The 26,035-nt window shown below is 56.5% G+C and carries 22 protein-coding genes; 12 read left to right on the forward strand and 10 right to left on the reverse strand.

All coding sequences use genetic code 11. From position 1 onward, the window contains the following. Nucleotides 1–15 precede the first annotated feature (15 nt). The 3 genes from AZSP09_RS19710 to AZSP09_RS20510 form a co-directional block, all read right to left on the reverse strand. A complete protein-coding gene (locus AZSP09_RS19710) occupies nt 16–300 on the reverse strand; it encodes a helix-turn-helix transcriptional regulator (protein ID WP_004883058.1) in 285 nt (94 codons plus the stop codon). A 112-nt stretch (nt 301–412) separates the two neighbouring features. Further along, the gene (locus tag AZSP09_RS19715) at nt 413–1,180 is read right to left on the reverse strand and encodes a DUF2285 domain-containing protein (protein WP_004883055.1); all 768 of its coding nucleotides are present in this window, start codon (nt 1,178–1,180) and stop codon (nt 413–415) included. A 343-nt stretch (nt 1,181–1,523) separates the two neighbouring features. Next, on the reverse strand, nt 1,524–2,075 hold the full coding sequence (locus AZSP09_RS20510) for a DUF2958 domain-containing protein (protein ID WP_004883053.1): 552 nt from the start codon (nt 2,073–2,075) through the stop codon (nt 1,524–1,526). Between the two features lie 118 nt (nt 2,076–2,193). On the opposite strand from AZSP09_RS20510, the gene AZSP09_RS19725 reads away from it, so the two are divergent. Next, nucleotides 2,194–2,487, forward strand: a complete 294-nt coding sequence (locus AZSP09_RS19725) for a helix-turn-helix domain-containing protein (protein ID WP_064717570.1) — start codon at nt 2,194–2,196, stop codon at nt 2,485–2,487. Here AZSP09_RS19725 and AZSP09_RS19730 read toward each other — a convergent pair. The 4 genes from AZSP09_RS19730 to AZSP09_RS19755 form a co-directional block, all read right to left on the reverse strand. Further along, a complete protein-coding gene (locus tag AZSP09_RS19730) occupies nt 2,484–2,702 on the reverse strand; it encodes a hypothetical protein (protein ID WP_103790875.1) in 219 nt (72 codons plus the stop codon). The genes AZSP09_RS19725 and AZSP09_RS19730 overlap by 4 nt on opposite strands. 87 nt (nt 2,703–2,789) lie before the next feature. Further along, nucleotides 2,790–3,104: a DUF736 domain-containing protein gene (locus AZSP09_RS19735; protein ID WP_004883051.1), complete on the reverse strand. Its 315-nt coding sequence runs from the start codon at nt 3,102–3,104 to the stop codon at nt 2,790–2,792. A gap of 810 nt (nt 3,105–3,914) precedes the next feature. Further along, the gene (locus AZSP09_RS19750; protein ID WP_004883050.1) at nt 3,915–5,981 is read right to left on the reverse strand and encodes a ParB/RepB/Spo0J family partition protein; all 2,067 of its coding nucleotides are present in this window, start codon (nt 5,979–5,981) and stop codon (nt 3,915–3,917) included. 80 nt (nt 5,982–6,061) lie between these two features. Next, nucleotides 6,062–6,892, reverse strand: coding sequence for a DUF932 domain-containing protein (locus AZSP09_RS19755; RefSeq protein ID WP_004883049.1), 831 nt, complete (start codon nt 6,890–6,892; stop codon nt 6,062–6,064). Nucleotides 6,893–7,532: 640 nt separating this feature from the next. Here AZSP09_RS19755 and AZSP09_RS19760 point away from each other — a divergent pair. The 4 genes from AZSP09_RS19760 to AZSP09_RS19775 all read left to right on the forward strand — a co-directional run bounded on the left by AZSP09_RS19760 (nt 7,533) and on the right by AZSP09_RS19775 (nt 13,280). Then, nucleotides 7,533–7,763, forward strand: a complete 231-nt coding sequence (locus AZSP09_RS19760; RefSeq protein WP_050554911.1) for a type II toxin-antitoxin system RelB/DinJ family antitoxin — start codon at nt 7,533–7,535, stop codon at nt 7,761–7,763. 61 nt (nt 7,764–7,824) lie between these two features. Then, nucleotides 7,825–9,234 (forward strand): Shedu immune nuclease family protein, encoded by a 1,410-nt coding sequence (locus AZSP09_RS19765; protein ID WP_004883043.1) that lies wholly within the window; start codon nt 7,825–7,827, stop codon nt 9,232–9,234. A gap of 105 nt (nt 9,235–9,339) precedes the next feature. After that, a complete protein-coding gene (locus AZSP09_RS19770; protein WP_004883041.1) occupies nt 9,340–11,478 on the forward strand; it encodes an AAA family ATPase in 2,139 nt (712 codons plus the stop codon). Nucleotides 11,479–11,480: 2 nt separating this feature from the next. Then, entirely contained in the window at nt 11,481–13,280 is a 1,800-nt protein-coding gene (locus AZSP09_RS19775; RefSeq protein WP_004883039.1) for a UvrD-helicase domain-containing protein, read from the forward strand. Between the two features lie 431 nt (nt 13,281–13,711). Here the strand turns inward: AZSP09_RS19775 and istB are convergent, their stop codons facing one another. From istB to AZSP09_RS19790, 3 genes are all read right to left on the reverse strand, one after another. Next, a complete protein-coding gene (gene istB, locus AZSP09_RS19780) occupies nt 13,712–14,464 on the reverse strand; it encodes an IS21-like element helper ATPase IstB (protein ID WP_152090411.1) in 753 nt (250 codons plus the stop codon). Continuing rightward, nucleotides 14,461–16,008, reverse strand: coding sequence for an IS21 family transposase (istA, locus tag AZSP09_RS19785; protein WP_152090412.1), 1,548 nt, complete (start codon nt 16,006–16,008; stop codon nt 14,461–14,463). Before istA ends, istB begins: the two co-directional genes overlap by 4 nt. Before the next feature lie 396 nt (nt 16,009–16,404). Continuing rightward, a complete protein-coding gene (locus AZSP09_RS19790; protein ID WP_197739018.1) occupies nt 16,405–16,758 on the reverse strand; it encodes a hypothetical protein in 354 nt (117 codons plus the stop codon). A 75-nt stretch (nt 16,759–16,833) separates the two neighbouring features. On the opposite strand from AZSP09_RS19790, the gene AZSP09_RS19795 reads away from it, so the two are divergent. From AZSP09_RS19795 to AZSP09_RS19825, 7 genes are all read left to right on the forward strand, one after another. Beyond that, complete coding sequence (locus tag AZSP09_RS19795) at nt 16,834–17,655, forward strand: hypothetical protein (protein ID WP_152090413.1); 822 nt, start codon at nt 16,834–16,836, stop codon at nt 17,653–17,655. A gap of 436 nt (nt 17,656–18,091) precedes the next feature. After that, on the forward strand, nt 18,092–18,700 hold the full coding sequence (locus AZSP09_RS19800; RefSeq protein WP_152090414.1) for a DctP family TRAP transporter solute-binding subunit: 609 nt from the start codon (nt 18,092–18,094) through the stop codon (nt 18,698–18,700). 475 nt (nt 18,701–19,175) lie between these two features. Beyond that, entirely contained in the window at nt 19,176–20,153 is a 978-nt protein-coding gene (locus AZSP09_RS19805; protein WP_152090826.1) for an IS5 family transposase, read from the forward strand. 543 nt (nt 20,154–20,696) lie between these two features. Then, nucleotides 20,697–21,743 (forward strand): PAS domain-containing sensor histidine kinase, encoded by a 1,047-nt coding sequence (locus tag AZSP09_RS19810; protein WP_152090415.1) that lies wholly within the window; start codon nt 20,697–20,699, stop codon nt 21,741–21,743. After that, nucleotides 21,740–22,369 carry a response regulator gene (locus AZSP09_RS19815; RefSeq protein WP_152090416.1) on the forward strand — a complete coding sequence of 210 codons (630 nt, stop codon included), beginning with the start codon at nt 21,740–21,742 and terminating at the stop codon, nt 22,367–22,369. The genes AZSP09_RS19810 and AZSP09_RS19815 overlap by 4 nt, the downstream gene beginning before the upstream one ends. Before the next feature lie 172 nt (nt 22,370–22,541). Next, complete coding sequence (locus AZSP09_RS19820) at nt 22,542–24,182, forward strand: fatty acid--CoA ligase (RefSeq protein ID WP_152090417.1); 1,641 nt, start codon at nt 22,542–22,544, stop codon at nt 24,180–24,182. A gap of 34 nt (nt 24,183–24,216) precedes the next feature. Continuing rightward, nucleotides 24,217–26,025, forward strand: a complete 1,809-nt coding sequence (locus AZSP09_RS19825) for a DUF1302 domain-containing protein (RefSeq protein ID WP_152090418.1) — start codon at nt 24,217–24,219, stop codon at nt 26,023–26,025. The last annotated feature ends 10 nt before the right edge of the window (nt 26,026–26,035 follow it).

A 26,035-nucleotide genomic window follows, 5' to 3' on the forward strand; every position in this document is an offset into this window, starting at 1 on the left:
CCCACGCGCCAGCGATCAGCGGCCATCACGGTAATCGCCCGCGTGGCGTTCGGCATATTCCGGGTCGGAAGTCGCCTCGTAGCTGCGCTGGTCGGCCCAGGCATCGAGGTCGGACACCGCGTACATGACGCGGCGGCCGAACTTGCGGAACTTCGGGCCGCCGCCGATCACGCGCTGTTTCTCCAGCGTGCGTGGCGACAGGCGCAGGTACTCGGCGGCTTCGTCGTTGGTCAGGTAGCGTTGGGGCTGCGCAGGCGCAGCGACAGCAGCGGCGGCAGGCCGCAAGGGAGCGGGTCGCATGGGATGTACCTCCATCAAGCCCGGCCACACCACGCGGCCGGTTAGAGGCACTTTCAAGAAAGCGAGGCTGCTTGCTAAGGGACGATCTACGGGGGACGCGAAACGTCCCCCCCTACTGCAACGGCGGCGGAAGCTGTGCCAGGCGGCGATAGCCGCCACGCATCAGCGCATCGCCACGACGTACCAGCCGCCGCACGCGGGCACGTAAGGCGCTGTCCTTGTGCCAGTCGGCGGCGACGGCATCGGCGCCGAACAGCCCTTCGGCCACTTCGCGCAATGACGCGCCCGCCAGGGTCGCGTCGAGCGTCTGCAAGGTGTGCAGTTCCAGCACCGCGGCCGTCGTGGGCCTGGAACGGGCCGCCGCCGCAGGCGTGGCAACCGTGGCCACGGCCAATGCGTCCAGCTCGGACGCGAGCGTGCGATAGCGCGCGCAGGGCGTGGCGCAGGCGCGGGTGGCGTAGAGGTAGGCCATGCCGTCTTCCAGGCCCGGCGCGAGCGCGAGCCGCAGGCAGCAGCCGGGCCAATGCGACACCAGCACCAGGCGCTTGCCGTCGTGGATCAGTTGCTTGCGGCCAGGGACGCGCCAGAACTCGAAGGCATGGGCTTCGGGTGGCGGGTCATCGTCCGGGTAAACCTGCACGACGGCATCGTGATCGGGAAACCAGGCCGGATGCGCGTCGCGCGCATCCAGGGCTGGGTCTTCCAGCAGGCGCAGGCCCCACGCCTGCGCCGTGTCCGGCCGGCGGCGGCGGCGCAGCCAGTCGCGGCGGTAGTCGGGATTTCGGCGCAGGTATTCCCACGCCAGCGCAGGGCCGTCAAGGTGCAGAACGTAGAGATAGGCCGCTGTCGGATACCAGTGTTCGGCGCTGCGATCAGTCATGGCGAAACCTCCCTCTGTTTGGGATGCGTCGCCACGATTTCCGCGATGCGGGAACTATCGAAATGCCATCAGGTCGTCATCAAAATTGGTTAGGCTGTAACTGTCGGTGTCAAGACCATTTGGCTCTGCGTGTTGCGGAAATCGTCTGAATGCGACGGCTACGCCTTCAGGAAAATGACGCGCAGCACCGAACACCGTGCCGCAGCCCGCGCCCAAGATCAGGACTGTTTTCAACAGGATCGCACCACTTCGGTGCAAGAATGCGGATTCAGACCTGCACGGTCTTGATCAAGATTGAAATAGTCACGATGCGCCCCGGCTGGCTAGGCCGCGCTGGTTTTCATCAGTCCGTGATCGCGCCGTTCTCCTGCGCCAGCCGGACGTACTCCGATAACGGGCGCACCGCCTGGAAATACCGATCCCGCCGCACCGGCAGCTTGCGCGGCCCGACGATGCCCGCCAGGTCGGACAGCTTGACCATCCCGAGCTCAGGCATACCGATACCGAGGTCGATCAGGCCGTAGGCCGTGTCGCCATCCGCCGGGTCGAGCGACACCAGCAGCCAGGTCACATGCGCGTCCGGGGTGAACAAGCGCACCACGGGCAGCGGGTCGAGCCGCTGACCAGCGGCGAGCGCCGCGCCGTGGGCCAGCAGCCGGGCGCGTTCATCAGCGGTGACAAGCGGCAGGGTCATGGGCAGCTTCTCCACGAAACCGACGATGCGCGAATGCGCTTTGGTGCCGAAGCGCAGAACTGCCGAAACGCATCCGTGCATTCGTGTGGAAGCACCGATGTGCAAGCCATCGCATCCGTAGAAGAACAGAAGCGCCGAAGCGGAATTGTCGGAAGCCGGAAAGACACGGATGCGATTCCCCGGTTCTGTCGGAATCCGCATCTGCGGATTTCCGTAAAAGCACGAAAGCGGGCCTTTCAGCCATGAATGAACACTATAGATTGTAGCCCTATAGGGCGCAATGGGCTGTCATCTTGGTTTTTATGGGGAAACCAAGTTAGTGACAGCGAAACACTCATTGGCAACGGCAATACGGACAGTCAGGAAGGCGCGAGGCTTGAGCCAGGAAGCGTTCTCCGACGTGTCCAGCCGCACCTATATGAGTACGCTGGAGCGCGACTTGAAAAGTCCGACCCTGCACAAGCTGACCGAGCTGTGCGAGGTCATGGAAGTGCATCCGCTGACGCTGTTGACGCTGGCCTACGCCGGCGACGACACGCACAAGGCCGACGAACTGCTGGCGCGGGTGCGCCAGGAGTTCGAGGCCGTGCTGAAAGAGCGCGACGCGCCCTAGCGCGTCTGAATGCCCGCAAGCGGAGCGCGCAGCGCCGCCAGGCGCGAAGGCGTGAGGGATTGAAGCCGAATGGACATGACGCCATTGGCGGCATGGGGCGCAGCCCGAAAGCCCGGCGGCGCAATGCGCCGACACGCCATGCTGTTCCTACTGCCACGGGCTTCGAGCCATTCGACCATCACCAATGCAATGCTGGCCTTGGACATGCGGGACATGGGGCAACTGCCGAAACCCTGTGCGTGCGATGCTGCGATCAGCAGCACCGCGCCCCGCCGCAATGGGCGGGGCGCGGTGGGCGGCCGTCAGGCCGCCTTGGGCTTGCTGCGCGACCAGATGAGGTCGTGCGTGTCATTCTCGCCTTCGATCAGGCGGGCATAGACCGTCGCCGGGAATGAAGGATCGTCGATGGCCACCGACAGGTAATCCCGCCCGGCCTCGCTGGTTTTCTTCCACGCCGCGCCGAAGTCGTGGCCGGCCGCTTGCAGGCGGAAGTCCGGGGCGCTTTCGTTCTCGCCCTTGTCGTTGGGAACCAGCTTGACCTTGAAGTTGAGGGTCAGGGTGCGGAGCTGGCCGGTGAAGCCGTCTTTCTCTGCGGTGAAGGTGCCGATGTTAGCCATGATGATTTCTCCTTTCGGGTTGAACAAGGTCGCGCCAGTGCGTCCTTGTTGTGATCCGTCCGGCGGGGGATGGGCTGGCCGCACCGCGCAGCGGTCGCAACACCGTGGAGAACCTGGAAGCGAAAAGAATTTGTCCCGCGAGGAATGCGCGCAGCGCAGGGGGAATTGTTTTCGCTGGAAGGTTGCGGCCATGAAGCCCAGCCACCGCCAGGATTCACAACAACACAAGGACGTACTGGCCGCCCGCTCCCGAATGGAGGCATGGCCGACTCGGCATCCCCGCGCGACGGCTTCACCGGCCTGCGCCCTGACACGGGCAAGGACAATGCCCAGCGACAAGGTGAAAGCGTCCCTACTGCTGCTTGCGGCCCTTTGCGTGAGGCGTGGCGTGGAAGCTCCATTGCAAGGCCGGGCGGCGTGTCGGTGAACCGTCCTTCGTGACGTACAGGCGACGAACCGCCAGCGTCGAGGACGGCACGCTTTCGTGCAACCTGCGGCAGCAAGCCGGGGCGTAGCCCCACACGCCCGTCCATTGCGGTGGGGCGCGTTCGGAATGTCGTCGGCGCTGTGCGCCGACGCACTTATGGGCTTCGAGGGTTTCCCGCGCACAAGGTCACTTGTGCGCCGCCCCTTCGCCGTCCGCCCGAAGGCGGCGAAGGGGCGTTCTGGCTTTGGGCTTGGAAACCGGGCGCGGCCACCGCCGCGCCCGGATTTTTGACCATCGGCACCAGGGCGGAACGGCCTGGGGCCGATGCTGATGGAACAGCGAAGCGCCCCGGCCGAAACCGGGGCGCTCGGTGGTGGTGAAGGTCAGGCGGCGAGTGCGTGGGCCTGCTGCTCGTCGTCGTTGTCGATGGCTTCCGGCTCGTCGTTCGTCACCGCCTGCGGCGCATCCTGCGCCGTGGTGTCGTCGGTGCCTTCGGCCTTGAAGATGGCAGGCATCCAGCCGGTGCCATCGGCCAGCCGCTCGGCTTCGCTGGCAATGTCGGCCTTCTTCAACTTCGCCAGCCGGGTGACGTGCGCCGGGGCGTACTGCTCCACGGCTTCCAGAATCGCGGCCTTCGGCACATGCCGGAAATAACCCTCATTGGTGGGCTTCCACCATGCGGCCATGTCCAAGCCGACAGCCTGCGCCAGTTCCGCGCCCGGTTGCTGCGGCGTGGCGCGGGGTGTCACCACGTCCACCGTGACGGCCACGGATATCGCCAGCAGCCGCACCAGTTCATCTTGCGACTTCGCTAGCAGCACGGCGAACAGTTCGGCGCTGTCCTCCGGCAAGCCTTCGCCTGCTACCTGCTGCAACTCGCGCAGCGCCACGGCGGCGGGCGAATCCGGTATATCCGGGGCGATGCCTTCCAGCCGGTCTTGCGCTTTCAGGCTCACGCCCAGCGGCAAGTCGTGGCCGTAGTGGCTGCCCTGCAAGACGGTCTGCACCATGCCATGCACCAGCGCGGCCAGCGCCACTTGCGGATGCCGGGCGACTTCGATTTGCAGCGCGGCGGTGCGGTGGGCGCTCAACCGCTGCGCCAGCTTGTCGGACATGGCGGCGGTCTTGGGCTGCTCGTCGTCCTCGCCTTCGTCGTCGTTCCCGGCTTCGCTTTCGCTGCCGAAACCTTGGCGCAGGCGTTCCAGTGTGCGCAGCGCCTTGGCCTCGGCCTCGCGCATCAACCCGCGATGAATCACTGCCTGCCCGTTGCGGTCGATGGTGACGATGGCACCGGCTGCGGCCTTCACGGTCGTGCCGTAGTCCTGCAAGCCATCTTCCAGCGCCTGCAACTGCTCGCCCACGGCTTCGCCTTCTTCCTGCAAGGCATCGGCCTTTTCCTCGTCCTCGGTATCAAGCGCGTCATCCACGGCGGCGGCCAGTTCGTGCATCTTGGTTTGCAGCTTCTCGATGCGCTGCGCTTCGCGCTTGTTCGGTTCGCGGCGCTCCCTCGGCGCACGCTGGAAGGCGTGCAGGTCGGCATGGGTCACGGCGGGGGTGGCATCCACCCACGCCCAGCCTTCGTCCTTCACCTCGGCGGCGATACCTGCCAGCTTGTCTTGCGCCAGCCGTTCCAGCAGCGCGGCATCGGTCAGATACACGCCCGCGTCACCTTCCGCGAACAGGTCACGGCGCACACCACCGCCTGCGGCTCCGTAGGTATCCAGCCCCACGAAACGCACCAGCGGATGCCGGTATGCGTCAATCTCGCGCTCGGTGAGGCGGTCGCGCAATTGGGAAGGGTTGCGCTGCCACGTCGGCGCGTCGTAGAACGCGGTTTCCTGCGCGGCGTGGTCGTCGGTGATGGCAAGGGCCATCAACTGATCGAGCGTCACGGCTTCGGCGCGGTAGTCGGCCAGCAGCCGGGGCGAGACGTTCGCCAGCTTCAAGCGGCGCTGCACCACCAGCGGCGTGACGCTGAAATCGGCGGCTATGTCCTCGATGGGTCGGCCTTCGGCCACCAGCGCGGCGAATGCCTCGAACTGGTCGGCGGGGTGCATGGCTTCGCGCTGCACGTTCTCGGTGAGGCTGGCCGTGCGGGCGGTGCCATCGGCCACCAACAGGCAAGGCACTTCCCATTCCTTGCTGATGCGGCGCTTCTTCGCCAGCAGCTTCAACGCGGCCAGCCTGCGGCCACCGGCCACGACTTCGTAATGCTCGCCATCGGCGGCGGCAATGACGATGAGGTTTTGCAGCAGGCCGACACGCTGAATGCTCGCGGCGAGTTCGGGAATGGACATGCGCGGGGTCTTGCGCACGTTGCGGCCAGCAGGACGCGACACCAGCCGCGACAGCGGAACCAAAATCAGGTTCTTGGTCGGGTCGGCGGCTTCCAGCGGGATAGCGGCGGCGGTGTTGAGGGCGCGGGCTTCGGTTTGGGTAATGGCGTTCATGGTGATAACTCCTATCGGTTCAGGGATGCAGCAGCGAAGAAAGCGGCAAGGGCTGCTGCCTGCCCCTGCCGCGTGGGGAATCAGGCCTTCAACTGGCGCAGGCCATCGGCCAACATCCAGAGGGCGCGATTGAGGCGCACATCGGAATCAATGCCCTGCACGGGGCGGGTCTGCTGGCGGCGTCCGTTGGCGCTGCGGCCATGCAATCCGCCTTTGGTCAGGTTTTCTTGGGTGCGGTTGAACACGCTCCACAAGTCCGGGCGGCGGTCGTCGAACCGGCGCGGCATCAGGATTTGGCTTTCCGTGATGGGCGCGGGCTTGTTATCGGTGGGGTCGTACTTGAGGGCCAGCGCGGAACGGGCGAACACTTCGGCTTCGCCTTCGTCCAGCGTGATAGCGCGCATCAGGTCGCGGGATTCCTTCACGCGTTCGAAGCCGCTCAACACCTCGAAAGCGCCTTCGATGACAGAACCGGCCACGTCGCCCTTGTGCGGCACGCGCACATCGGCCACGGTATCGCCGCACACAAGGCCATTGCTGCAAACGAACCGGAACATTCCGGCCAGCATCTGATAGCTGCTGGTGCCGTCGTGCGAGTTCAGCAGCACGATTTCATTGGCTTCCGCGCCGTTGATCTGACTGGCATGGCGCAGGCGAATCATGTGTTTGGTGTAGTCGCGGCGGTCGTCGTGCCGCACGCGGGTTTGCGCTGCCATGAAGGGTTCAAACCCTTCCTTGCGCAGTTCCGCCAGCACGGCGGCGGTGGGAATGTAGGCGTACCGTTCGGAGCGGCTATCGTGCGGGGCCTCCGCGAAGATGGACGGGGCTACGCGGCGGATTTGGTCGTCGGACAGCGGGTAGTCACTGCGCAGCGTCGGGGAATGGGAAGCGAATCGAGATGCGAGTTGCATGGTTTTCTCCAATGAGTTGCTGTGGTTTCAAAGCTGACCGGATTCCAAGATTCGGAGCCCGTTGTGGCTTCGGTTGGTTCGGCGCAGAGACCTGGGCCGGTCCTGTTTGCCGCCGTCTTTCCTGAGTTCATCGCCCGCGAAAAACCGGGCCAGCGAGGGACTGGCCGTCAAGGGAGAAGCGCAGGGTTGGTGCGGCCCGCAGCGCAGCGAGGACTCGGCCCTGCGCGCCTTGACGGCCAGGCACCGCGGGCTACGGTCGCGGGAAAAAGCGATGAACTTGGGGAAAGACGAACAGCGGCCAATGGGCCAGGGGGTGCGCTGAAACCAACGCCGCGCGGCGAGCGCCCCTGCGTGCCAGCGGCACGCCTAGCTGGATGGCTGTTGGTCGATCAGGTGCAACCTGTTCGGTGCATGCGAGGGGCGCCAAGCAAGGCGCGGCGGGGATGGGCTGTCCAGCCGATCCCCTGGAGGGCAAGCGCCGCGCGCAGGCCAGGAGCGAAGAGACGGCCGGAGGCATCAGGGATCAAAGCCGCATGGCCGCGACTCGGCACGAGGCGCGGGGCAACGCCCGCGAGCCCGACGGCGGCACGCCGGGATGCTCTACTGTTCACAACAAAATGTAAGTGACGCAATAGTACTTATGAGCCACAATGTAGCTACATCTATTGTGAGCGCAACAATGGCAAGTAACGACGTCGTTCGTGCCCGGATTGACGGGCAGATTAAAGAAGCCGCAACTGTTGTTCTGGCTGAAATGGGGTTATCAATTTCGGATGCGATTCGGATGCTGCTGACCCGAATCGCGGCAGATAAGGCACTCCCCTTTGACATCAATCGTGTGTCGTCCGATTCTGATCGGAAGGCACCATAAGGTTGCGCTGAGGCAAGGCCCGCAAATCGTTTCTCTGAACAGTAGGGATCAAGAATAGTTCATGGCATCTATCAGACCTTCAGCATTCAATCAACGTGAGCGTTTGGACGGCGGCCCCTTCCTTGTCATTGAAGCAGCCGAACCGGAAGAGGAAGGCATTAACGTTTTCTTCACTGATATTCCCGCAGCGGAGCGCAAGCCGGATTCGCCAATAGCGAGACTGCTCAATGTGTGTCCAGACAGATTGACCATTTGGCCTCTTAATATTCGAGAAGATCGCGACGATTACCTGCAACCTAAATACGGCACCCTTGAACGCATCGTCGTCGCTCGGCCTGTTATCGAGCCCTACATACTGCCAGAGACTACTGACGATGTCGTTGGGCTTCTTGAGCAGTTGCCGGATGGGTTTGCCAAAGATTTTCGATTCGGTTTGGGGCTTCTGTGGGAATATCGGCAAATTTGCGAAACAGCCGCCAGCTTAGAAAACGTAAGCATACTCATTGTCCACAAAGGAAATGACGCGAAAATTGATTCGCCATTCTTTATTCTCGGAATAAGAAGATTTCATGAATTAAGAAAAGAATTAAATCGCATAGCCTCTCGCCACCAGAGAGACGCGCGCAAGGACAAGCAATTTCATGTCTACCAGACCTTATTACATGCTGCCGATTCAGCACAATTTCCCGCTCTAAAGAAGAGCGTAAGACCTGATGCACTAACGGAAATGACCGATGGTGGGCGGCAGCATGTGACGCTTTCCAAGCGTGATCGGCGCGCCGCTGTTCGCATGGTTCAAGACAATATAGAAGCACTGGCGGAATCTGAGCCGCGCTCGCTGCTGGCATTAAAGAATGATATTGAGCTCATCACACTGAATCAACTGATTGAGCGATACCAGGAAATGCTTGGAAAAGGACTGACGGAAAGCAAGTGGCAAAGCTTCTTTCTGGAAAATCCTTTCATACTTAGTCTTGCATTTGCCGTTCCAGCCATGCTGGTTCAGGGGCAAGCTTATGCAGGTGGCAAGCGACTTAACGGGTCCGGCGGAAAATTTTCAGATTTTCTATACGCATCCGCTTCCACGGGCAATCTTGGCCTCATTGAGATAAAAAAGCCGCAAACCGAACTGCTAGGAAAATCTCCCTATCGTGGAGATGATGTTTTTGGCCCATCGACAGAATTGGGTGGAGCGATTGCTCAAATTCTAGATCAGCGTTTCAAATTGCAGAGTGAACTACCCGTCATAAAAAATAACATGAACCGATACGACCTCCACAGCTATGCGGTTCGCTGCATAGTTGTCGCTGGCATGACGCCACAAGAGCATCAGCAAAGAAAGTCATTCGAGCTCGTTCGAAATGCGTTCGCAGAGATCGTGATCGTGACTTTCGATGAACTACTTGCAAGGCTAACCGAGATTAAAAATGCGCTCCAACCGATTCCTACCTTAGACACGGTGCCGTTCTAAAACCAACTGACAGTTGGCCATTCCGTAGTTGGGATCAATGGCTGCAGTGTTCAACCAATCCATCGGCCGATCGGCATGTGGATTTCAACAACAAGATTGAATCAAATGCATATATCCAAGCTCAGCCTGGTCAACTACCGGAACTTTCCCAACACGAAGCTGCTGTTCCAGAAGGGTATCAACACTGTCATCGGCGAAAATGGATCTGGCAAAACCAATCTCTTTCGCGCAATCAGATTGCTGCTTGATGACAACATGATTCGCTCTGCCTACCGGCTGGAGCATACCGACTTTCATCGCGGCCTAGGGCGCTGGCAGGGACATTGGATCATCATCAGTCTTGAGTTTGAGGAAATCTCTGCGGATGAATCAGTGCAGGCGCTCTTCCGACATGGGACGGGCGTAATTGAGGAAGAGGCGAACGGCAAGGCCACTTACAACCTGATCTTTCGTCCGAAGAAGGAAATCAGGCTGCGACTTTCTCAATTGAACGATGGTGATCAGGCAGGCCTCGACGCTATCCTGAACCCGGTCACCATCGACGACTATGAAACGATTTTCACAGGTCGGAGTGAAGCCGACTTCAACGACGAGGCCTTCTATAAGGATGTGGTCGGCGACTTCGCGAATGTTCGATTCAATGAAGAGGTTGAATTTCGTGTTATCGGCGCGAAGATTCCGAACGTGCTGTCCGTCTCCAAAGAAATTTCGTTCACTTTCGTCCAGGCGCTACGGGACGTCGTCTCCGAATTTCACAACAACCGGACAAATCCGCTCTTTTCGCTTCTGAAGGGCAAGAGCGGCGATATCGACCCCGTGGCGTTCCAGGCTATCACCGACGGGGTAAAGGCATTGAATGACTCCATCGAAGCGTTGCCAGACGTGCAGGTCGTCCGGACGGATATCAGAGACACCATCAAGGATGCGGCGGGTGAGGCGTATTCGCCGTCTTCTCTTTCTATCAAGTCGGATCTGCCAGACGAAGCTGACAAGTTGTTCCAGTCGCTCAAGCTGTTCGTTGGCGAATCGGGGGAGAGCCACGAAGGACCGATCCACGAGCTGAGCCTTGGTGGAGCAAACCTGATATTCCTCACGTTGAAACTGCTTGAATTCAAGTATCAAAAGGCTAAACAGTCGATCGCCAACTTTCTGCTTATCGAAGAGCCGGAAGCTCACATTCACACACATATCCAGAAAACACTGTTCGACAAGCTCAAATACGACGACACACAGATCATTTATTCGACCCATTCGACGCACATCTCTGAGGTCAGCAATGTTCAGAACGTGAACATCCTCGGCAGAGAAGGTGATCGTTGCGAGGCATACCAGCCTGCAATTGGCCTAAACCCAGAAGAGATCGGCAACATTCAACGCTACCTGGATGCTGTCCGTAGCAACTTGTTGTTTGCCAAGAGCGTCCTCTTAGTGGAGGGCGATGCAGAAGAAATTCTCGTTCCGATCCTGATCAAGAACGTGCTAGGCGTCAGCCTTGATGAACTCGGCATCAGTTTAATTAATATCCGCAGCACTGGATTTCAGAACGTCGCGGTTCTTTTCGATGATGCCCGAATCCGGAAGCGGTGCAGCATCGTCACCGACCTTGACAAGTCCATCATTGACACAACGCCGGCGGCGGGAGACTCCGAAGGGCTGCTCCGGCGCAAGGGCAAGTATCAGGCATCCCAGGAAAAAGGGGTCGCCAGGAAAGCGTTATTGGAAGACACCTTCAAAGATAACGGGTGGGTTTCTCCATTCTTTGCCCCCCATACCTTCGAGGTCGACTTCATTGCCGCCGGCAATGCGCGTAAGGTGGTCGGCATCCTTCCTGATGTCTACAAGGATGCACCAACCATCGCGACGGCCAAGGCGGAGCTCGAATCAGCGGACATCGCGTTGTTCGGTCAGCGCGCATTGACCATGGCGGACAACTACGGCAAGGGATGGTTTGCCATCTTGCTGGGAAAGAAGATCGATCCGCAGACCGCCATTCCGAAGTACATCTTGGACGCCATCGCTTTTGCGCATCCGGTGGTCACTAAGGAAGTCTGGTTTAACGTGCTGAGCTACCGCGTGAACTACATCGATGCAGAAGATATCTTCACTGCGTCTGCCGTATTCGACGACTTTAGGGCCAAGCTGCTGGCCTTCCGAAATGGAGACATCGACTTCGTCGGCATCCGAAACGAGATGCTTGCCACGTTCCCAGATGATCGCATCAACGATGTACTCGCGGTGTTCTGATCATGTTCATGTGGAACAAAGATGATCTGAATCCCGAGCAGGAAGCAGCCATTCTGAAGCCAGGGAGCGTCTTTCTCATCGCTTGCCCGGGCAGCGGGAAAACGCGCACGCTCACCTACAAAATCGCCTATGAGTTGTCCAGGCTGAAATCGAACAAGCAGTTTGTCGTTGCCATCACTTATACGCACCGTGCCGCCGACGAAATCCACGAGCGCATTGAGAGCCTTGGGGTGGATACATCCCGATTATGGATAGGAACGATACATTCGTTCTGTCTTGAATGGATATTGAAACCGTACGGCATCTATCACGAAGCGTTGGATCGAGGCTTCCGTGTGATCGATCAGCATGAGCGCGAGAAAATCCTGGAGGCATTGTGCAAGCCTTACCAGAAGCCAAAAATAACATTCTGGGATTGTGAGTTTTATTACACCGAAACTGGATATGTGCTCTCCTGCCCACAAGATTGGAAGCATTCGGGTCTTCACGTCATATTGGGCAAGTATTTTGAGATTCTGCACGAAAGTCGGCAGCTAGACTTTGAGCTCATTCTTTACTATGCGTACCAACTGATCGCACGTCATCCTGCGATCAGCACTCTTCTGGCACAGTTGTTCTCTTTCGTGCTGATCGACGAGTATCAGGACACCAAACGAATTCAGTATTCGATCATCACCGCCATTCTGAAAGCTGGTCAAGGTGCGACCAAGGCCTTTATTGTCGGAGATCCTAACCAGGCGATTTATCAATCGCTTGGCGGATATCCGATTGCCTTCGAGGATTTCAAGGCGATGGCCAATATCGATTTGGACGAACTCGAACTGTCGCGGAACTACCGTTCTTCTGAGCGCATCATTGAGTACTTCGGAAACTACAACGTTCACAACACACGCATCGAAGCCGCATCCGAGGACAAGGCGTACCCAAGCCTTATTTCATTCGACGACACAGTGAGCAAAAATGATCTGGACGCTGAGCTCATCCGGCTCATCCGTTTCAACATTGAGACTATGGGCATCTCACCTCACGAGGTGTGCATTCTCGCGCCACAGTGGACGCATCTTGCAAGCATGACACGTCGTTTGGTCGCCAGCATGCCGGAGTACTCATTCGATGGCCCCGGTATGGTTCCCTTTGCACGGGACACAGAGAATTTCTGGTACAGGCTTTCTAAGATTGCACTTACTCAGGCATCGCCGGGAATGTATGTGCGCAGACTGCGGTGGGCCGGGGAGATTCTGAATGACCTAGAGGCGGCCGGGGCTAGCGTGTCGAAGCTCACGCGGAGGTCCTTGTTGAGGGAGTGCAATGCAATTAAGATCGATGAAACAGATGGTCTTACCTACTTGAGCGCATTTTTCGAGCGTCTGTTTGCAAACTTAGCAATCGACTTTCGCCTTTTCACGCTGCTTCAAGAGCATCACGTTGCCTTCTTCGATAGTTCGCAAGCCCGGGTAAATCGATTGAAGAGTGAAGGTAGCGAATTTATAGGCGATATTGAGACATTCAGGAAGGTATTTCAGCATAGGACTGGAATCACCATCTCGACGATACACGGCGTCAAGGGAGCCGAGTTCGATGCAGTGATCGCTTATGCATTATTAGAAGATATGGTGCCGCATTTCAATGATCCGAACGGTCAAGAAAGCGCGATGAAATTGCTGTATGTCATTGGTTCGCGGGCAAGGAAGAACCTGCACCTTGTTTCGGAACGAGGTCGAGTTCGCCAGTATTCTGGCGAAGAGTATCAAGTAACTCGCAAGCTTGCCTCATGCAGTTTTGGATACGATCAAATTCCATAGAAATCACGAGTAGCGCAACCGCGCTCTCTATGGGATGCCCTACAGCTTTGTTTAGCGTTTGGCTGAATCATCTGCGCGCGGCTCGCTCTGCATGCCCTGCTGTCGCCAGCTCAACATGCAAGCGGAGCGCGCAGGCCCGGATCACAGTGTCGGGCCGTGGAGGGCTGGCGAATGCCAGTCCCGTCAGGGATGAGCGAATAGCGAACGTGGAGCAGCGCGATCCACAAAGTGGAGACGCTCAAGGTTCCGTCGCTTGTTGACAGCGGACCTTCGCAATCACCCCGACCGATTCGACATGAGCAGTCGGCCCAGTTTGCCATGAGCAGGTCGCCCGAATATCATGAGCAGCATTCACGGTCCGGCACTGCGCACGCTCAACAAAGAAATGATGCTCACGAGCGTTGCTACGCGTGAGCATCCCTCCAAGAGAATTACTCCCCTGCCATCTTCTCCTGGGCCCGAATTTTCCGCATCGACTCCCCCTTGAGTTGAAGCTGATACGATTGATGGACGATACGATCCAATACCGCATCGGCAAGGGTCGGATCAGGGAACAGTCCGTGCCATTGCGCCCGCGGATACTGGCTGGTGATCAGCAGCGAACCGCAGCGCATGCGCCGGTCGACGATATCGAGCAGCACGTGCCCAACGGCCAGATTGATCTCCCCGTTGCCGAAATCGTCGATCAACAGCAACGCCGGTTTGACTAGCCGAGATTTGAGCGTCGAGACCGAACCGTCGGCCAACGCCATCGCAATATCGGAGAACAGTTGCGAGCACCGGTAGTAAAGAACGGAGATTCCCTGCCGGCAAGCTTGGGTGCCCAATGCACATGCCAGCCAGGTTTTTCCAACCCCTGTCGGCCCTAGGATGTTCAGATTCTGGTGGCGCAGAATCCACTGACACCCAGCCAAAGTAGCCAATAAAGCCTTATCCAGCCCTCGACCAGCCCGATCATCCAAGTCTTCCAATACCGCCGACTCCGGAAACCCGGTTCCTTTCAACAGCCGTTGGATGCGACGTGTATCGCGATTCGAGATCTCCCGATCGACCAGCATGGCCAATCGTTCGTCAAAGGATGAGGTGTTGAGTTTCGGCTGATCCAGCTGGAGTTGGTAGGCGTCGGCCATACCTCCCAATTTCAGTTGGCGCAGCCCGCTCAGGGTTTGTTGCACTGTGCTCATGCTTCCCCTCCGAAATAAGCGGCACCCCGATTGTTTTCGTGGGCTTCGCGTACGCCAGAGTGAGGTGAGGCATCCGCCTGCTGTGCCATCAGATCTGCTTTCTTCTTCAGGATAGACTCGATGCTCCGGATCGCCGTGATATTGCAGGATTGCGCGTAACGGCAGGCGGCCAGGAAACGCTCATCACCGTACTCCAGCGCCCATGTTCGCAACTTCCGTGCCGCTTTGAGCCCGTTGGTCAGATCATGGCGTTCGATGAGATGGTGCGTGAAAAGCTGCTCGATGACTGGATCTTTCGCTTTGGCCCAATTCAGCAATGCATGAGGTTCGCCTTCCTGGACGCGGCGATGCGCAACCGGCATGTGCTCTTCGTACCGGGAGATATCTCCTGGTTCCGTGAGAAGCGTATGGGTCGCCAGCCGCTTGTTGCGCCGAAAGATTTCCAGCGAGGTGCTGGTGATGCGCAAATCGACCACATCCCCCCGATGTTGCCAGGGAACCGAGTAATAGCATTTGCCATGTTCGATCAAATAGTCGTCTCCGACCCGGACGCTGTGACGCCACTCCGACAATTCGTATCGAGTAGAAGGCAGCGGACGCAAGGCCGGCGCATCCAGTGCAAGGAACCTGCTGCGCCGAGTATCTTCGCTTTTAGTCAACTTCCGATCATTCAACAATTCGTTGAGCCGGCGAATTTCGGCGTTCGCCTCATCCAAGCTGAAAAACACCCGGTCACGCAAGCGGAAGAGAACCCAGCGCTGGGCCAGTTTCACTCCGGCCTCCGCCTTTGCGTTTTGCCGAGGTGAGCGTTGCTTGGTCGGCATGGGGGCCGTACCGTAGTGCTTCAGACATTCCAGATATTGGGGGTTGAGGACAATACGATCTTTTTCACGGCGTAGCACAGCCGCCTTCAGGTTGTCGCTGACAACCCAGTTTGGCACGCCGCCAAAATACTCGAAGGCATTTGCCTGTGCTGCCAGCCAGCAGGCCGTCGTCTGTTGCCATACCAGTTCCAAATACGTGCGGCTTGAACAGCCCATGACGGCGACGAAAAGATTGGCCTCGCGAACCGGTTCGCCTGAGCAGCCCTGGATGACCACCTTGCGCCCGGCAAAATCCGTAAACATCCGGTCTCCCGGGCGGTAAATCTGGCGCATCACCACACGTTGCTGCCCCAGCCATTTCCGGTAACCTTCGTTGAACTGGGACTGACCAATCCCATCCGGGTGCTCTTCACGCCATTCCTGCCAGATTTGTTCCCGGGTGGCATCCTCTAACTGCATCTGCTCATGGACCCATGTCCAATCCGGCGACACCTTGCGTTGGGCCACTGAGCGGTTTTTAGTGCCCAGAGCCAACTCCCACTGATCGTCGTCCAGATCGACAATATCCTGCCAGTTTTTGCCACTAGCCTGGATTCGTTTGCGCAACTCGCCAACCGAGTTGGCACAGATGCCCGTGATCCGACTGATCGAACGAGCTGATTGAGGTTGATGAAAATGCAGGCGTGCAATCTCACGCTGCTGTGTTACAGGTATCCGCATGGATCTCTCCGTATCCGGCGACTCGCGCCGAAGGGTTGAATGTTCGTTCACGCGAAACGAACGGATGAGAAAGCCCACCGTCCCGGACTTGACTTATCCTGAGACGTTGCTGATACTGCTTATTCCAAGTCGCAAACTTGAATCCGCAGTACGCAACCCGAGGTCGCCACCTCGGGTTTTGCGTTTTATGGGCCGGGAATTTTGTTCGGTCCTTATTTCATGCATGCTCCTTATTACAAAGCTAGGCAACGCCTGCTGCCTAGGTCCTTTTCGTGAATGCGCTATCGTCGATAGACAGAAATTCTCGATCACATCTGAAACCGCCAACTCATCTACTCGTTGGTCGTTCTCAATTTCATGCCAATGAATTCCTGATATCGCTGATCTATTTGTTATTCAGGTCGGTTGGCGTAACTCATGTGAAGCCACCAGATTGGCTTGATATGCGTCAGCTAACCATCGGGCCACATCAAGGCCCAGTGCAAAGACTCCCCGACGGTTAGGCAAGGTGAACAGGGAAACTTCAACCTGCCCGCGCCTGCGGGCCTGACGGAATGCAGCCAAGGACCGATATCCCATCGCTTGAGCCAAATCAACTCCACCGAGGATCGGGCCATGGCGCTCCAGAAGATCTTCATACAACTGCACGACAAGCGGCCTCGACTGCAGTATTTGCTGTGTATCGAGCGCCCTTAAGGGGCTTGGGGTTTTGGGAGATGGCGAAAGGGTCATGGCAGTCAGTGTCGTCATTGGTCACGCAGTGTTCGCCAGATCGCACGCCCAATCTACCCGAACAGAAATCCGGAATTTCTGTACTCTATACAAATGCCGAAATTCCTTACCTCCAAAAAGCCGGGCCGGCCACCACGAAACTTGATTGATGTCTTGAGGACTCAGCTTTGGTTCCATGTGCTCAAGCTGCGTTCAGGTTTGCCCAGCGCCTATGCCATCGAGAAAGCCTTGGAGCCCCACCTTGTCCGCATTACTGCAGATGGGGTGAATCGTCCTAGGAAGTGGGACAGTTATGAACATGGCACCCGGGTTCCCAAGCGCAGCTATGATCTGAGCGATGCAGTTGATCTAGCCGAGCGGCACTACCCAGGAACGGCGAGTTGGTTTGACAATCCCCTTTGGGAAATTTTGAAAGGAACCAAGCCGGATCGTTGGGAATTGCAGCGCCTGCTGCAGACACTTTCCCCCGCAGTCATTGACGTATTGATCACAACAGAAGGGTCTATCAAGGGGCAAGCAGAACTCGTCCAATTGACCCATGAGCACTTTGATTGCCTTGTGGCGCTGGGGAATTTTGACGCGCTGGCAGCGGTTGCGATCCTGACCAAACTTTCAGAGGAGACCGCGTCTCACGAGTTACGCGATATGGCGCTCGACTGCTACGCTCGGCTGCAGCCCATCTTGGCGGACGCACCGGAAACTTGTGCGCACTACCCCGAGCTTTTCACCTATGTCGATAAGGTATGCCAGTATTGGGTGATGGTTTCGCCGGGAAAGCGTATGAACGTGCACGTATTCTGGCATGGCCAGGAGTGGGCAAGTGATCGAATCTCCTACTTTGGCCCGAAATTAGCCCTTCTATACCGTGCTCACGAATGGGGAAATGGTTGGGAGGAGTGGGGGAACTCAACTTAACGCCGGCAACGGTTGAACTTTCTTGCGTCGCGCAAATTCATGGGTTCAGATTTCTTCCGTCGATCCGCAAACCAGTCTGTGCAAGATGAGAGACAGTCGTTCCTCAATCAGGGGACGTTCAGGCAAAGGCAGCAACGAAGGTTAGCTTTCTCATTCGACGAATACGTGCTCCCAATCCTCAGCCGACTTTTAGCACTCAGGCAGCGCAACGGCAGCTTACTGAGTGTTGCGGACATCCAGAGCGTTTGCTGAACGCGAACTTCTCGGCCTTAGCTGCCAGTAGCATGGGTGGCATTGTCGGGCAGCAATGCTGCTGTAAGCAGTCGCTATACGCATACGAGAGGTGCTGTTAGCTCGTGCGGTTTCATTCCTGATGCGCGAACTCGTGCATGGCTTCAGGTGGCCCAGCTGAAAATTGCGGAAATCTTCTTGTTTCATGGCTGTTGTTGCCCCTAAGGGCATCACTGGATTGGCATTTTGGGATAACGGCTTCCGGGTTTTTACCTGTAACAAGCCGATCCATAGGCCGAGTGATTTGAAGGGGCAAAAGGTTCGTATTCAGTCTTCAAAGGTGGCTGAGGCGCAGATGCGTGGAATTGGTGCCATGCCGCAGGTTCTGGCGTTCGGAGAGGTCTATAACTCACTGATGACGGGGGTGGTTGACTGCCAGGAAAACCCAGCAACCAATATCTATACCCAGAAATTTTATGAAGTACAAAAGCATTTGGCAGTGACGAATCATGCTTACCATGGCTATGTGGTCATCGTGAACAAGAAGTTCTGGGACGGGTTGCCACCCGACATTCGTAGTGCCCTCGATAACGTTATGAAGAACACGACGGCTTACTACTACGATCAGGCGAAGGAAGAGGACCGGATGGCCATGGAGGGAATCAAAAAGGCCGGAAAGACCGAGATCTATACGCCAAATCCTCAAGAAATTGCTGAGTGGAAGCAGTCCTTCACCAAGGTGCACAAGGAAATGGAAGGGCGGTATGGCAAGGAAATTTTGAATGAAATTTACAAAGTGACCGGTAAAAAATAGGCTTTGTAATTTCATCTGGACTGAAATGCCTGACCTGATGTGGTCAGGCATTTTTTTGCCGTTCCAAGGGATTCGTCGGGTCTTTGGTAAGCGTACAGCGGCGCCACCTTGCTGACGGTCTCCGGGGATAGGATGAGCCTGCATGTTCTTGCCTACAACATGAACGCGTGATGAAAATTATCGGAATTGAGGGGTTGATGGCCGCGATCCAGGCCTCGCCGGGCCTTTTTGCCAGTCTTATTCCGAATTCCACCTGGCAAACCCGAAATGAGCAGCCAGAATTTCTGAATCCAACCCGTGGCGGCCGAAATTCCCGAGCGTTTCCACACAGCCTCCGGCCAGAGCCGCCAGAGATGTGTCTGGCTGGATTGGGCTGGTATCAATCACTAAGGAAACTCTGCATAAGTAACCATCATGCAGCGCAATTTGAGAAAATAGCGCCATTGTCATGGTGCTGATGAAGAAGATGAAACGGATGAAGCAACTGAGCCTGGCCGAGACGGGATTTCTGCCGAAAGCAGGTAAGCAAACCCGGAAGGCGGTGTTTCTGGCAGAGATGGAGGCGGTTGTTCCGTGGTCGCGTCTCAAAAGCTTGATCGAGCCGTTCTACCCGAAGAAGGGAAACGGTCGCCCGCCGATGCCGTTGGGTACGATGTTGCGCATTCACTTCATGCAGCAATGGTTTGGCTACTCTGATCCGGCAATGGAAGAGGCTTTGCACGATGTGCCTTTGCTTCGCCAGTTTGCCGGGCTGGATGCGTTCGAGGACGTGATGCCAGACGAAAGCACCATTCTTCGCTTCCGTCACCTGCTGGAGAAGCATGATTTGGCAGTGGCGGTGTTTGCTGAAGTCAGTGCTGTTCTGTCTGAGAAAGGCTTGTCGATGAAGCGCGGCACGGTGGTCGATGCCACGCTGATTGCGGCACCGAGTTCGACCAAGAACGAAGACAAGAAACGCGATCCCGAGATGACGCAAACCAAGAAAGGCAATCAGTGGTACTTCGGGATGAAGGCGCACATCGGTGTTGATGCCGAGAGCGGTCTGATTCATACCGTGGAATGCACAACGACCAAAGTAGCGGACATCACGATGATGGAGGCGTGCTTGCACGGGGAAGAGAAAATTGCCTTGGGTGATCGCGGCTATCACAAGACGAACCGGACGATTGAGACCTTTGAGAAAGAAGGTAGTCTGTCTGTGCTGACGCCGACCAAGAAACCCAAGGGTGGCGAATTGACCGACGAACAAAAGGGATTCAACCGGATGCTGTCGGCGGTACGAGCGATAGTTGAACACCCGTTCCGGGTGGTAAAGCGCCAGTTTGGTTTTGTGAAAGTTCGCTATCGCGGACTGGCCAAGAACACCGGGCAGATTGTGACGCTGTTTGCACTGGCCAATCTGTGGCTGGCACGCAAGCGATTGCTGCCCTTGTTGGGCGAGGTGCGCCCGTGAAACGGGAAATGCGGGTGAGAGCCCCGGAATTTCACGGTCAACGGTCGAAAATCGCCAATTTTTCATTTTTTTATGACAGCCCACGCTGAAATGGCGGGTTGTTCAGAGAATCCCTAAGCTAACTTACTCGATAGGATCGGAGCGAGGCAAAAGACGCGTACGCATTGAATTCCCGCGTTTTGCGGGAAAAGTCGCGGGCCACGTACTTTCGGAGCTCCGCATCTTTCTTCTATGCGCACGAAATATGTATTTGGATTATCTTGGATTTTTTTTAGTCATTGCGGGACAATTGCGGTGATGCAAACAGACCTACAGACAGTTATTTTCTCCCGAGAAATCAATAGCCTTATCCTTGTGATGATGCGCTGATGATGAATCGATTACTTCCTATTTTGAACATTTCGTGCAGGAAAAGGCCATTCTGGTGTCTCCAAATGTCGAGCAATCCTCGGGGAAGCTCTGACTGTTTGAGGAACGCCCGTCGCAGGGAGAAACCGATTCCTTTCACTTTTCCATCAAGCAAGTGATATTTAGGAATACCTCATGGACTCTGAAAATGATTTTCTCGATATACCCTTTCGAGGCATCGTGGAGCAATCCCTGGCCGGGGTGTATGTCATTCAGGACGAGATATTCCGTTACGTAAACAGCACATTCGCAGCTATCGCCGGATACACGCCTCAGGAAGTGATTGGTTTGCATCTCAGTGCGATCGTGCCGAAAGAGGCCGTAGACGAGGTCGTCCATAATTATTATCGACGTATCCGCGGCGAAGCCGAAAGTATTCGTTTCATTACGCAGGGGGTGCACAAGAACGGCAGCATTGTCCACCTCGAAGTACACGGTTCCCGACTTCTTTACCAAGGTCGTCTGGCCGTGGTCGGTGTGGGAATCGATGTTACTGAGCGGGTTCAACGGGAGGAGGAACTGCGAAAGTCGCATGAACGCCTGAGGGAACTGGCGGCCTACATAAACACCGTTCGCGAGGAACAGCGCTCCAGAATTGCCAGGGAGCTTCATGACGTGGTTGGTGGCATGCTGACTTCAATGAAACTGGATATACAACGTATCGCCCGGCGAGTGCAGGACAAGGAGCTCCTGCAAATGACCGAGGATTTGTTAGGGCTTGCCCAGGAAACAATCGTTCAGGTACGAGAGATTTCGGAATGCCTACGTCCGGGGTTGCTCGACCATTTTGGTCTGGTAACTGCCTTGCGCGTTGCGCTTAAAGAGTTTGCTGGTCGCACTGGCATCGTTGTGACCATGAGTCCGGACGAGTTGGAACTGCATCTTTCGCAATCGCAGGCTACAGGTGTCTACCGCATCTGCCAGGAGGCGCTGACCAACATCTCCCGGCATGCCCAAGCCAGTGAGGTTACTATTTCTCTCGAAAAATCGGAAAAATGGCTCACCGTTGAAGTTCGCGATAATGGGCGAGGCATTCAGGTTCTGACTCCAACCGGGAAGTCGATTGGCCTGGTTAGCATGGCTGAACGAGCACATGAGCTTGGCGGGAGTCTTGAAATCTGTTCGGAGCAGGGCAACGGAACTCGACTGCTACTTAGGGTGCCCTTGGAGAATGCGGCATGATCGAAATACTGATTGTTGATGATCACGCTATATTCAGGAGTGGTGTGTCTCGTCTTTTATCGGATGAACCTGATCTGCGCGTTACTGGCGAAGCCAAAAACGGTCGGGAAGCGATCGAATTGTTACGTTCGCACCAATATCAAGCCATTCTGCTTGATATTAATATGGAAGGGCGAAGTGGCCTGGAGGTTCTTGAGCGGATAAAGGCTGAATGGCCAAATCAGGCGGTGCTGATGCTCTCCATGTATCCGGAGGAGCAATTCGCGACTCAGGCCCTCAGGGCGGGAGCCTACGGCTACCTCTCGAAGGATACTGATGCGCCTGAGTTGGTGAGAGCAATTCGGACCGTGGCAAGTGGGGGGCGTTACATTTCGCCTAACGCCTTGGGTGGGCTTTTTCTAAATATTCAGGATGCCGGCACCCAACCTCCTCACCAACAACTCTCCGCTCGTGAAATGCAAATCATGTTATTGATCGTTCAGGGTGTATCCCTGACCGAGATAGGCGAGCGGATGTTTCTTAGTGTCAAAACCATCGGTACCTACCGCACTCGCATTCTCGCCAAACTGGGGCTGGAAAATAACGCAAATTTGGTGCGCTATGCGTTATCACATGGACTAAGTTAATGATGCAGTTGACTCCATGGGCAAGCCACCTCCTTGGTAAGAACTACCATCATGCTGATGCCCATTCTCGGCCTTAAGAAAATTCTTACACCAATGCCGGAAAATTCCTGCATAAGCTGAATTAGCGCGAATCTATTCTGCGTCTCCCAAGCAAACAACAAAGGAGACAAGGATGCCGTTCGAGCCAATCGAGACGACCCCTTCAGCTTATGCCTACCCGCTACTGATCAAGCAGTTACTGCATTCAGCCTGGGCCACTGCTGGCAACCAAGAGATCGTCTATCGCGATCAGTACCGCGGCAACTACCGCCAGTTTTTCGAGCGCATTGGTCGTTTGGCTAATGCGTTGTCAGGCCAGGGTGTTGGACCCGGCAATACGGTAGCGATGATGGACTGGGATAGCCATCGCTATCTTGAAGCCTTCTTTGCCGTGCCGATGATGGGGGCCGTACTGCAGACGGTGAATGTCCGCCTGTCACCGGAGCAAATCCTATACACCCTGAATCATGCCAAGGCCGACATTGTTTTGGTCAACGTCGAGTTTATTCCGATGTTGGCAATCATCAAGGATCAGCTCGAAACGGTGAAGAAATTCATCCTGATCACTGACGATGGCGGAACAATGAGTGGCTTCAAGGTTCCCTATGCCGGCGAGTATGAAGCCCTACTTGCAGCCGCATCAGCACATTACGACTTCCCGGATTTCGACGAAAACACAAGGGCAACGACTTTCTATACCACTGGCACGACGGGGGTGCCCAAGGGGGTTTATTTCAGCCACCGCCAACTTGTATTACATACATTGTCTGTGGCGGCATCACTTGGTTCTGCGGTTGGGCAAGGTCGGTTGCATCGTGACGATGTTTATATGCCGATTACCCCTATGTTCCATGTTCATGCCTGGGGCGTCCCTTACGTGGCGACCATGCTTGGCTTGAAGCAGGTTTATCCCGGTCGCTATGCCCCCGATATGCTGTTGCAACTAATTGCTCGCGAAGGGGTGACCTTCTCGCACTGCGTTCCGACGATCCTGCACATGCTACTGAACAGCAAGGCTGGCGCAAACGTTGATTTGTCACGCTGCAAGATGGTGATTGGCGGGGCGGCATTCCCCAAGGGCTTGGCTGCAGCTGCATTGGCGCGTGGGATGGATGTCTTTACCGGTTACGGTATGTCGGAAACCTGCCCGATTCTAACCATCGTTCGAGTCGGTGACGATCTTGGTAATGATCCCGATACGCAGGTCAGCGAACGCATCAAAACTGGCTACACGATTCCTCTCGTTGATCTGCGTACGGTTAACGACGAAATGCTTGATGTCGACCGGAACGGTAAGGCCACCGGCGAAATTGTCGTTCGAGCACCGTGGCTGACTCAGGGGTACCTGCACAACCCTGTCGCGTCGGAAGAGCTTTGGTCTGGTGGCTACCTGCATACGGGCGACATCGGTGTCATTGACCAGCGCGGCATGTTGACCGTAACTGACCGCTTGAAAGACGTGATCAAGACTGGAGGCGAATGGGTCTCCTCGCTCGAACTGGAAAGCATTATTTCGCAGCACCCAGCGGTGAACGAAGTCGCTGTCATCGGTATCCAAGATGACAAATGGGGGGAACGCCCGCTAGCGATGATTGTACTCAAAGCTGATCAAACGGCTACTGCTGAAGATATCAAACAGCATGTTCTACGTTGCGCCGAGGAAGGCCATATCTCCAAGTTTGCCGTCCCGGATCAGGTGCGCTTTGTCGACAACCTTGCCCGTACCAGCGTCGGCAAGCTCAACAAAAAGGCCATGCGCGAGGAACTGGCCTAAGTTTTCAGCAATTACAACAAGGAGGAGGATTTTCATGATTTGCACACAGCTTGTTACTTTGCCTTTTCGCCGTCGACCGCTTGTTGGCTTATTGGCAATGTTTGGTACCTGTCTTGGCGGACTCGCCAGTGCGGCTGAACTTGAACTGGGGGAATGGAAGGGCAGTATTAACACCACGGTGGTTGTGGGTACCCAGACTCGCATGCAGTCGCAGGACCAAAAGCTCATGTTCAAGGCTAATGGCGCTAGTCAAGGTATGGGCGGCAATGCGCTAACAGGCCAAAACGATGATGACAGCAACCTGAACTACAAAAAAGGTGACCAAGTCTCTACCGTGCTCAAGGCCTATAGCGAAATGCGTCTGAAGCGGGAGGACACGGAGGTCGTCCTCGCTGCCAAGGCCTGGTATGACTATGGTCAGTCTCACGACGACCGCCCGTGGGGCAACTACCCAAATGGCTATCGGGCTGGTGAGCCACTTTCGGACAACGGCTTTGATTCCTTGGCAAAGTTTTCCGGTGTGGCCTTGATGAATGCCTACGTGGGGCAGCGCTTCTCGATAGGGGGGCAGGCATTGGATGTGCGCCTCGGTAACCAGGTTCTGCAGCAATGGGGGGAGCGATCCAGTATCGGTGGCGGACTGGCGGCTATCAGCCCGATTGATATCGGTGCTTTTCGCCGCCCGGGAGCTTTAGCGGCGGAAAGTACCATTCCCGTACCCCAAATTACTGCTCGCTGGCAGTTTGTCGACAACCAATCGGTTGAGGCGTTTTATCAGTTCATGTTCAGGCATAGCGAACTGCCCGGCTGCGGTACCTATTTCGCCGCAAGCGATTATTTGGCCGAAGGGTGCAATGGGGTCTTTCCAGGTGGGGCACAGACCGACGGAGCCAAACTCGCTGCCGGCAATTTCGTCAAAAGGACAGGTACGGTCGAACCCGATGATGGTGGCCAGTTCGGACTTGCCTATCGCTTACGCCTGGGCCCCATCAACACCAATCTTGCCCTGTATTTTGCGCAGTATCACAATCGGCTCCCGAATCTCGATGTGGTTAAGAGTACGCGTGCAACCCCCTATATTCCGGGCGACCCTGGCGGGCTGAATGCCCAATACGGCACGGAATATGCCGACAATGTTCGCGTTTGGGGCTTGAGCTTTGATAGCAAGGTGGCAAGTGCAACCGTGTTCGGCGAATTGACCTATCGCCCGAATCAGCCACTCGGTCTGAATGGTACGGATTTGCTAAACGCCTTCCTGTCCAATACCGCACCAACGCCTTTGCGACAGGATGCTATCAATACGGCCGCCGGCGGCACTTTCCAGGCTTTCGATAGAAAGCAGATGCTGCAATTACAGCTTGGGGTGCTTCAGCCGTTCAAGGACGTGCTTGGTGCCGACACGCTGATACTGGCTGGTGAGGCAGGTTACCGACGCTACCCCAATTTGCCGGATGTTAACCAGCGTCGCTACGGCCGCTCAACGGTTTTCGGTTTGGGCCCAGTGAACGGTGTATGTACCGCCGCGACTGCGACCTGCAGTAACGATGGTTACGTTACCGAAGACTCGTGGGGTTACCGCTTGCGTGCCTCGGCGCGCTACCCGGGGTTGCTGGCCGGTGCCGACCTCGTTCCGACCATCGGTTTTGCGCATGATGTCAAGGGTTGGACGCACGACAACACCTTTAATCAGGGTCGCAAGATTCTCAATGTGTCGCTGCGCGGCGAATACCAGAAACGCTACTTTGCTGACGTGAGTTATTTCACCGTCCTGGGCAAGGGGGGCGATTTCGACAACCTGCGAGATCGCGATTACCTGAATCTCGCAGTCGGTTATAGCTTCTAAATCCATAAAA

Origin of the sequence: Azospira sp. I09, from assembly GCF_009177135.1 — a bacterium.
Lineage (GTDB): Bacteria > Pseudomonadota > Gammaproteobacteria > Burkholderiales > Rhodocyclaceae > Azospira > Azospira oryzae.

What these genes read in the sequence shown, in the direction of transcription:
- AZSP09_RS19765 (WP_004883043.1), top strand. Translation starts at nt 7,825, where the DNA reads ATGGCATCTATCAGACCTTCAGCATTCAATCAACGTGAGCGTTTGGAC.
- AZSP09_RS19755 (WP_004883049.1), bottom strand. Translation starts at nt 6,892, where the DNA reads ATGCAACTCGCATCTCGATTCGCTTCCCATTCCCCGACGCTGCGCAGT.
- AZSP09_RS19735 (WP_004883051.1), bottom strand. Translation starts at nt 3,104, where the DNA reads ATGGCTAACATCGGCACCTTCACCGCAGAGAAAGACGGCTTCACCGGC.
- AZSP09_RS19775 (WP_004883039.1), top strand. Translation starts at nt 11,481, where the DNA reads ATGTTCATGTGGAACAAAGATGATCTGAATCCCGAGCAGGAAGCAGCC.
- AZSP09_RS19800 (WP_152090414.1), top strand. Translation starts at nt 18,092, where the DNA reads ATGGCTGTTGTTGCCCCTAAGGGCATCACTGGATTGGCATTTTGGGAT.
- AZSP09_RS19770 (WP_004883041.1), top strand. Translation starts at nt 9,340, where the DNA reads ATGCATATATCCAAGCTCAGCCTGGTCAACTACCGGAACTTTCCCAAC.
- AZSP09_RS19750 (WP_004883050.1), bottom strand. Translation starts at nt 5,981, where the DNA reads ATGAACGCCATTACCCAAACCGAAGCCCGCGCCCTCAACACCGCCGCC.
- AZSP09_RS19790 (WP_197739018.1), bottom strand. Translation starts at nt 16,758, where the DNA reads ATGACGACACTGACTGCCATGACCCTTTCGCCATCTCCCAAAACCCCA.
- AZSP09_RS19760 (WP_050554911.1), top strand. Translation starts at nt 7,533, where the DNA reads ATGAGCCACAATGTAGCTACATCTATTGTGAGCGCAACAATGGCAAGT.
- AZSP09_RS20510 (WP_004883053.1), bottom strand. Translation starts at nt 2,075, where the DNA reads ATGCGGATTCCGACAGAACCGGGGAATCGCATCCGTGTCTTTCCGGCT.
- AZSP09_RS19715 (WP_004883055.1), bottom strand. Translation starts at nt 1,180, where the DNA reads ATGACTGATCGCAGCGCCGAACACTGGTATCCGACAGCGGCCTATCTC.
- istB (WP_152090411.1), bottom strand. Translation starts at nt 14,464, where the DNA reads ATGAGCACAGTGCAACAAACCCTGAGCGGGCTGCGCCAACTGAAATTG.
- AZSP09_RS19710 (WP_004883058.1), bottom strand. Translation starts at nt 300, where the DNA reads ATGCGACCCGCTCCCTTGCGGCCTGCCGCCGCTGCTGTCGCTGCGCCT.
- AZSP09_RS19805 (WP_152090826.1), top strand. Translation starts at nt 19,176, where the DNA reads ATGAAGCAACTGAGCCTGGCCGAGACGGGATTTCTGCCGAAAGCAGGT.
- AZSP09_RS19810 (WP_152090415.1), top strand. Translation starts at nt 20,697, where the DNA reads ATGGACTCTGAAAATGATTTTCTCGATATACCCTTTCGAGGCATCGTG.
- AZSP09_RS19795 (WP_152090413.1), top strand. Translation starts at nt 16,834, where the DNA reads ATGCCGAAATTCCTTACCTCCAAAAAGCCGGGCCGGCCACCACGAAAC.
- AZSP09_RS19825 (WP_152090418.1), top strand. Translation starts at nt 24,217, where the DNA reads ATGATTTGCACACAGCTTGTTACTTTGCCTTTTCGCCGTCGACCGCTT.
- AZSP09_RS19815 (WP_152090416.1), top strand. Translation starts at nt 21,740, where the DNA reads ATGATCGAAATACTGATTGTTGATGATCACGCTATATTCAGGAGTGGT.
- istA (WP_152090412.1), bottom strand. Translation starts at nt 16,008, where the DNA reads ATGCGGATACCTGTAACACAGCAGCGTGAGATTGCACGCCTGCATTTT.
- AZSP09_RS19820 (WP_152090417.1), top strand. Translation starts at nt 22,542, where the DNA reads ATGCCGTTCGAGCCAATCGAGACGACCCCTTCAGCTTATGCCTACCCG.
- AZSP09_RS19730 (WP_103790875.1), bottom strand. Translation starts at nt 2,702, where the DNA reads ATGTCCCGCATGTCCAAGGCCAGCATTGCATTGGTGATGGTCGAATGG.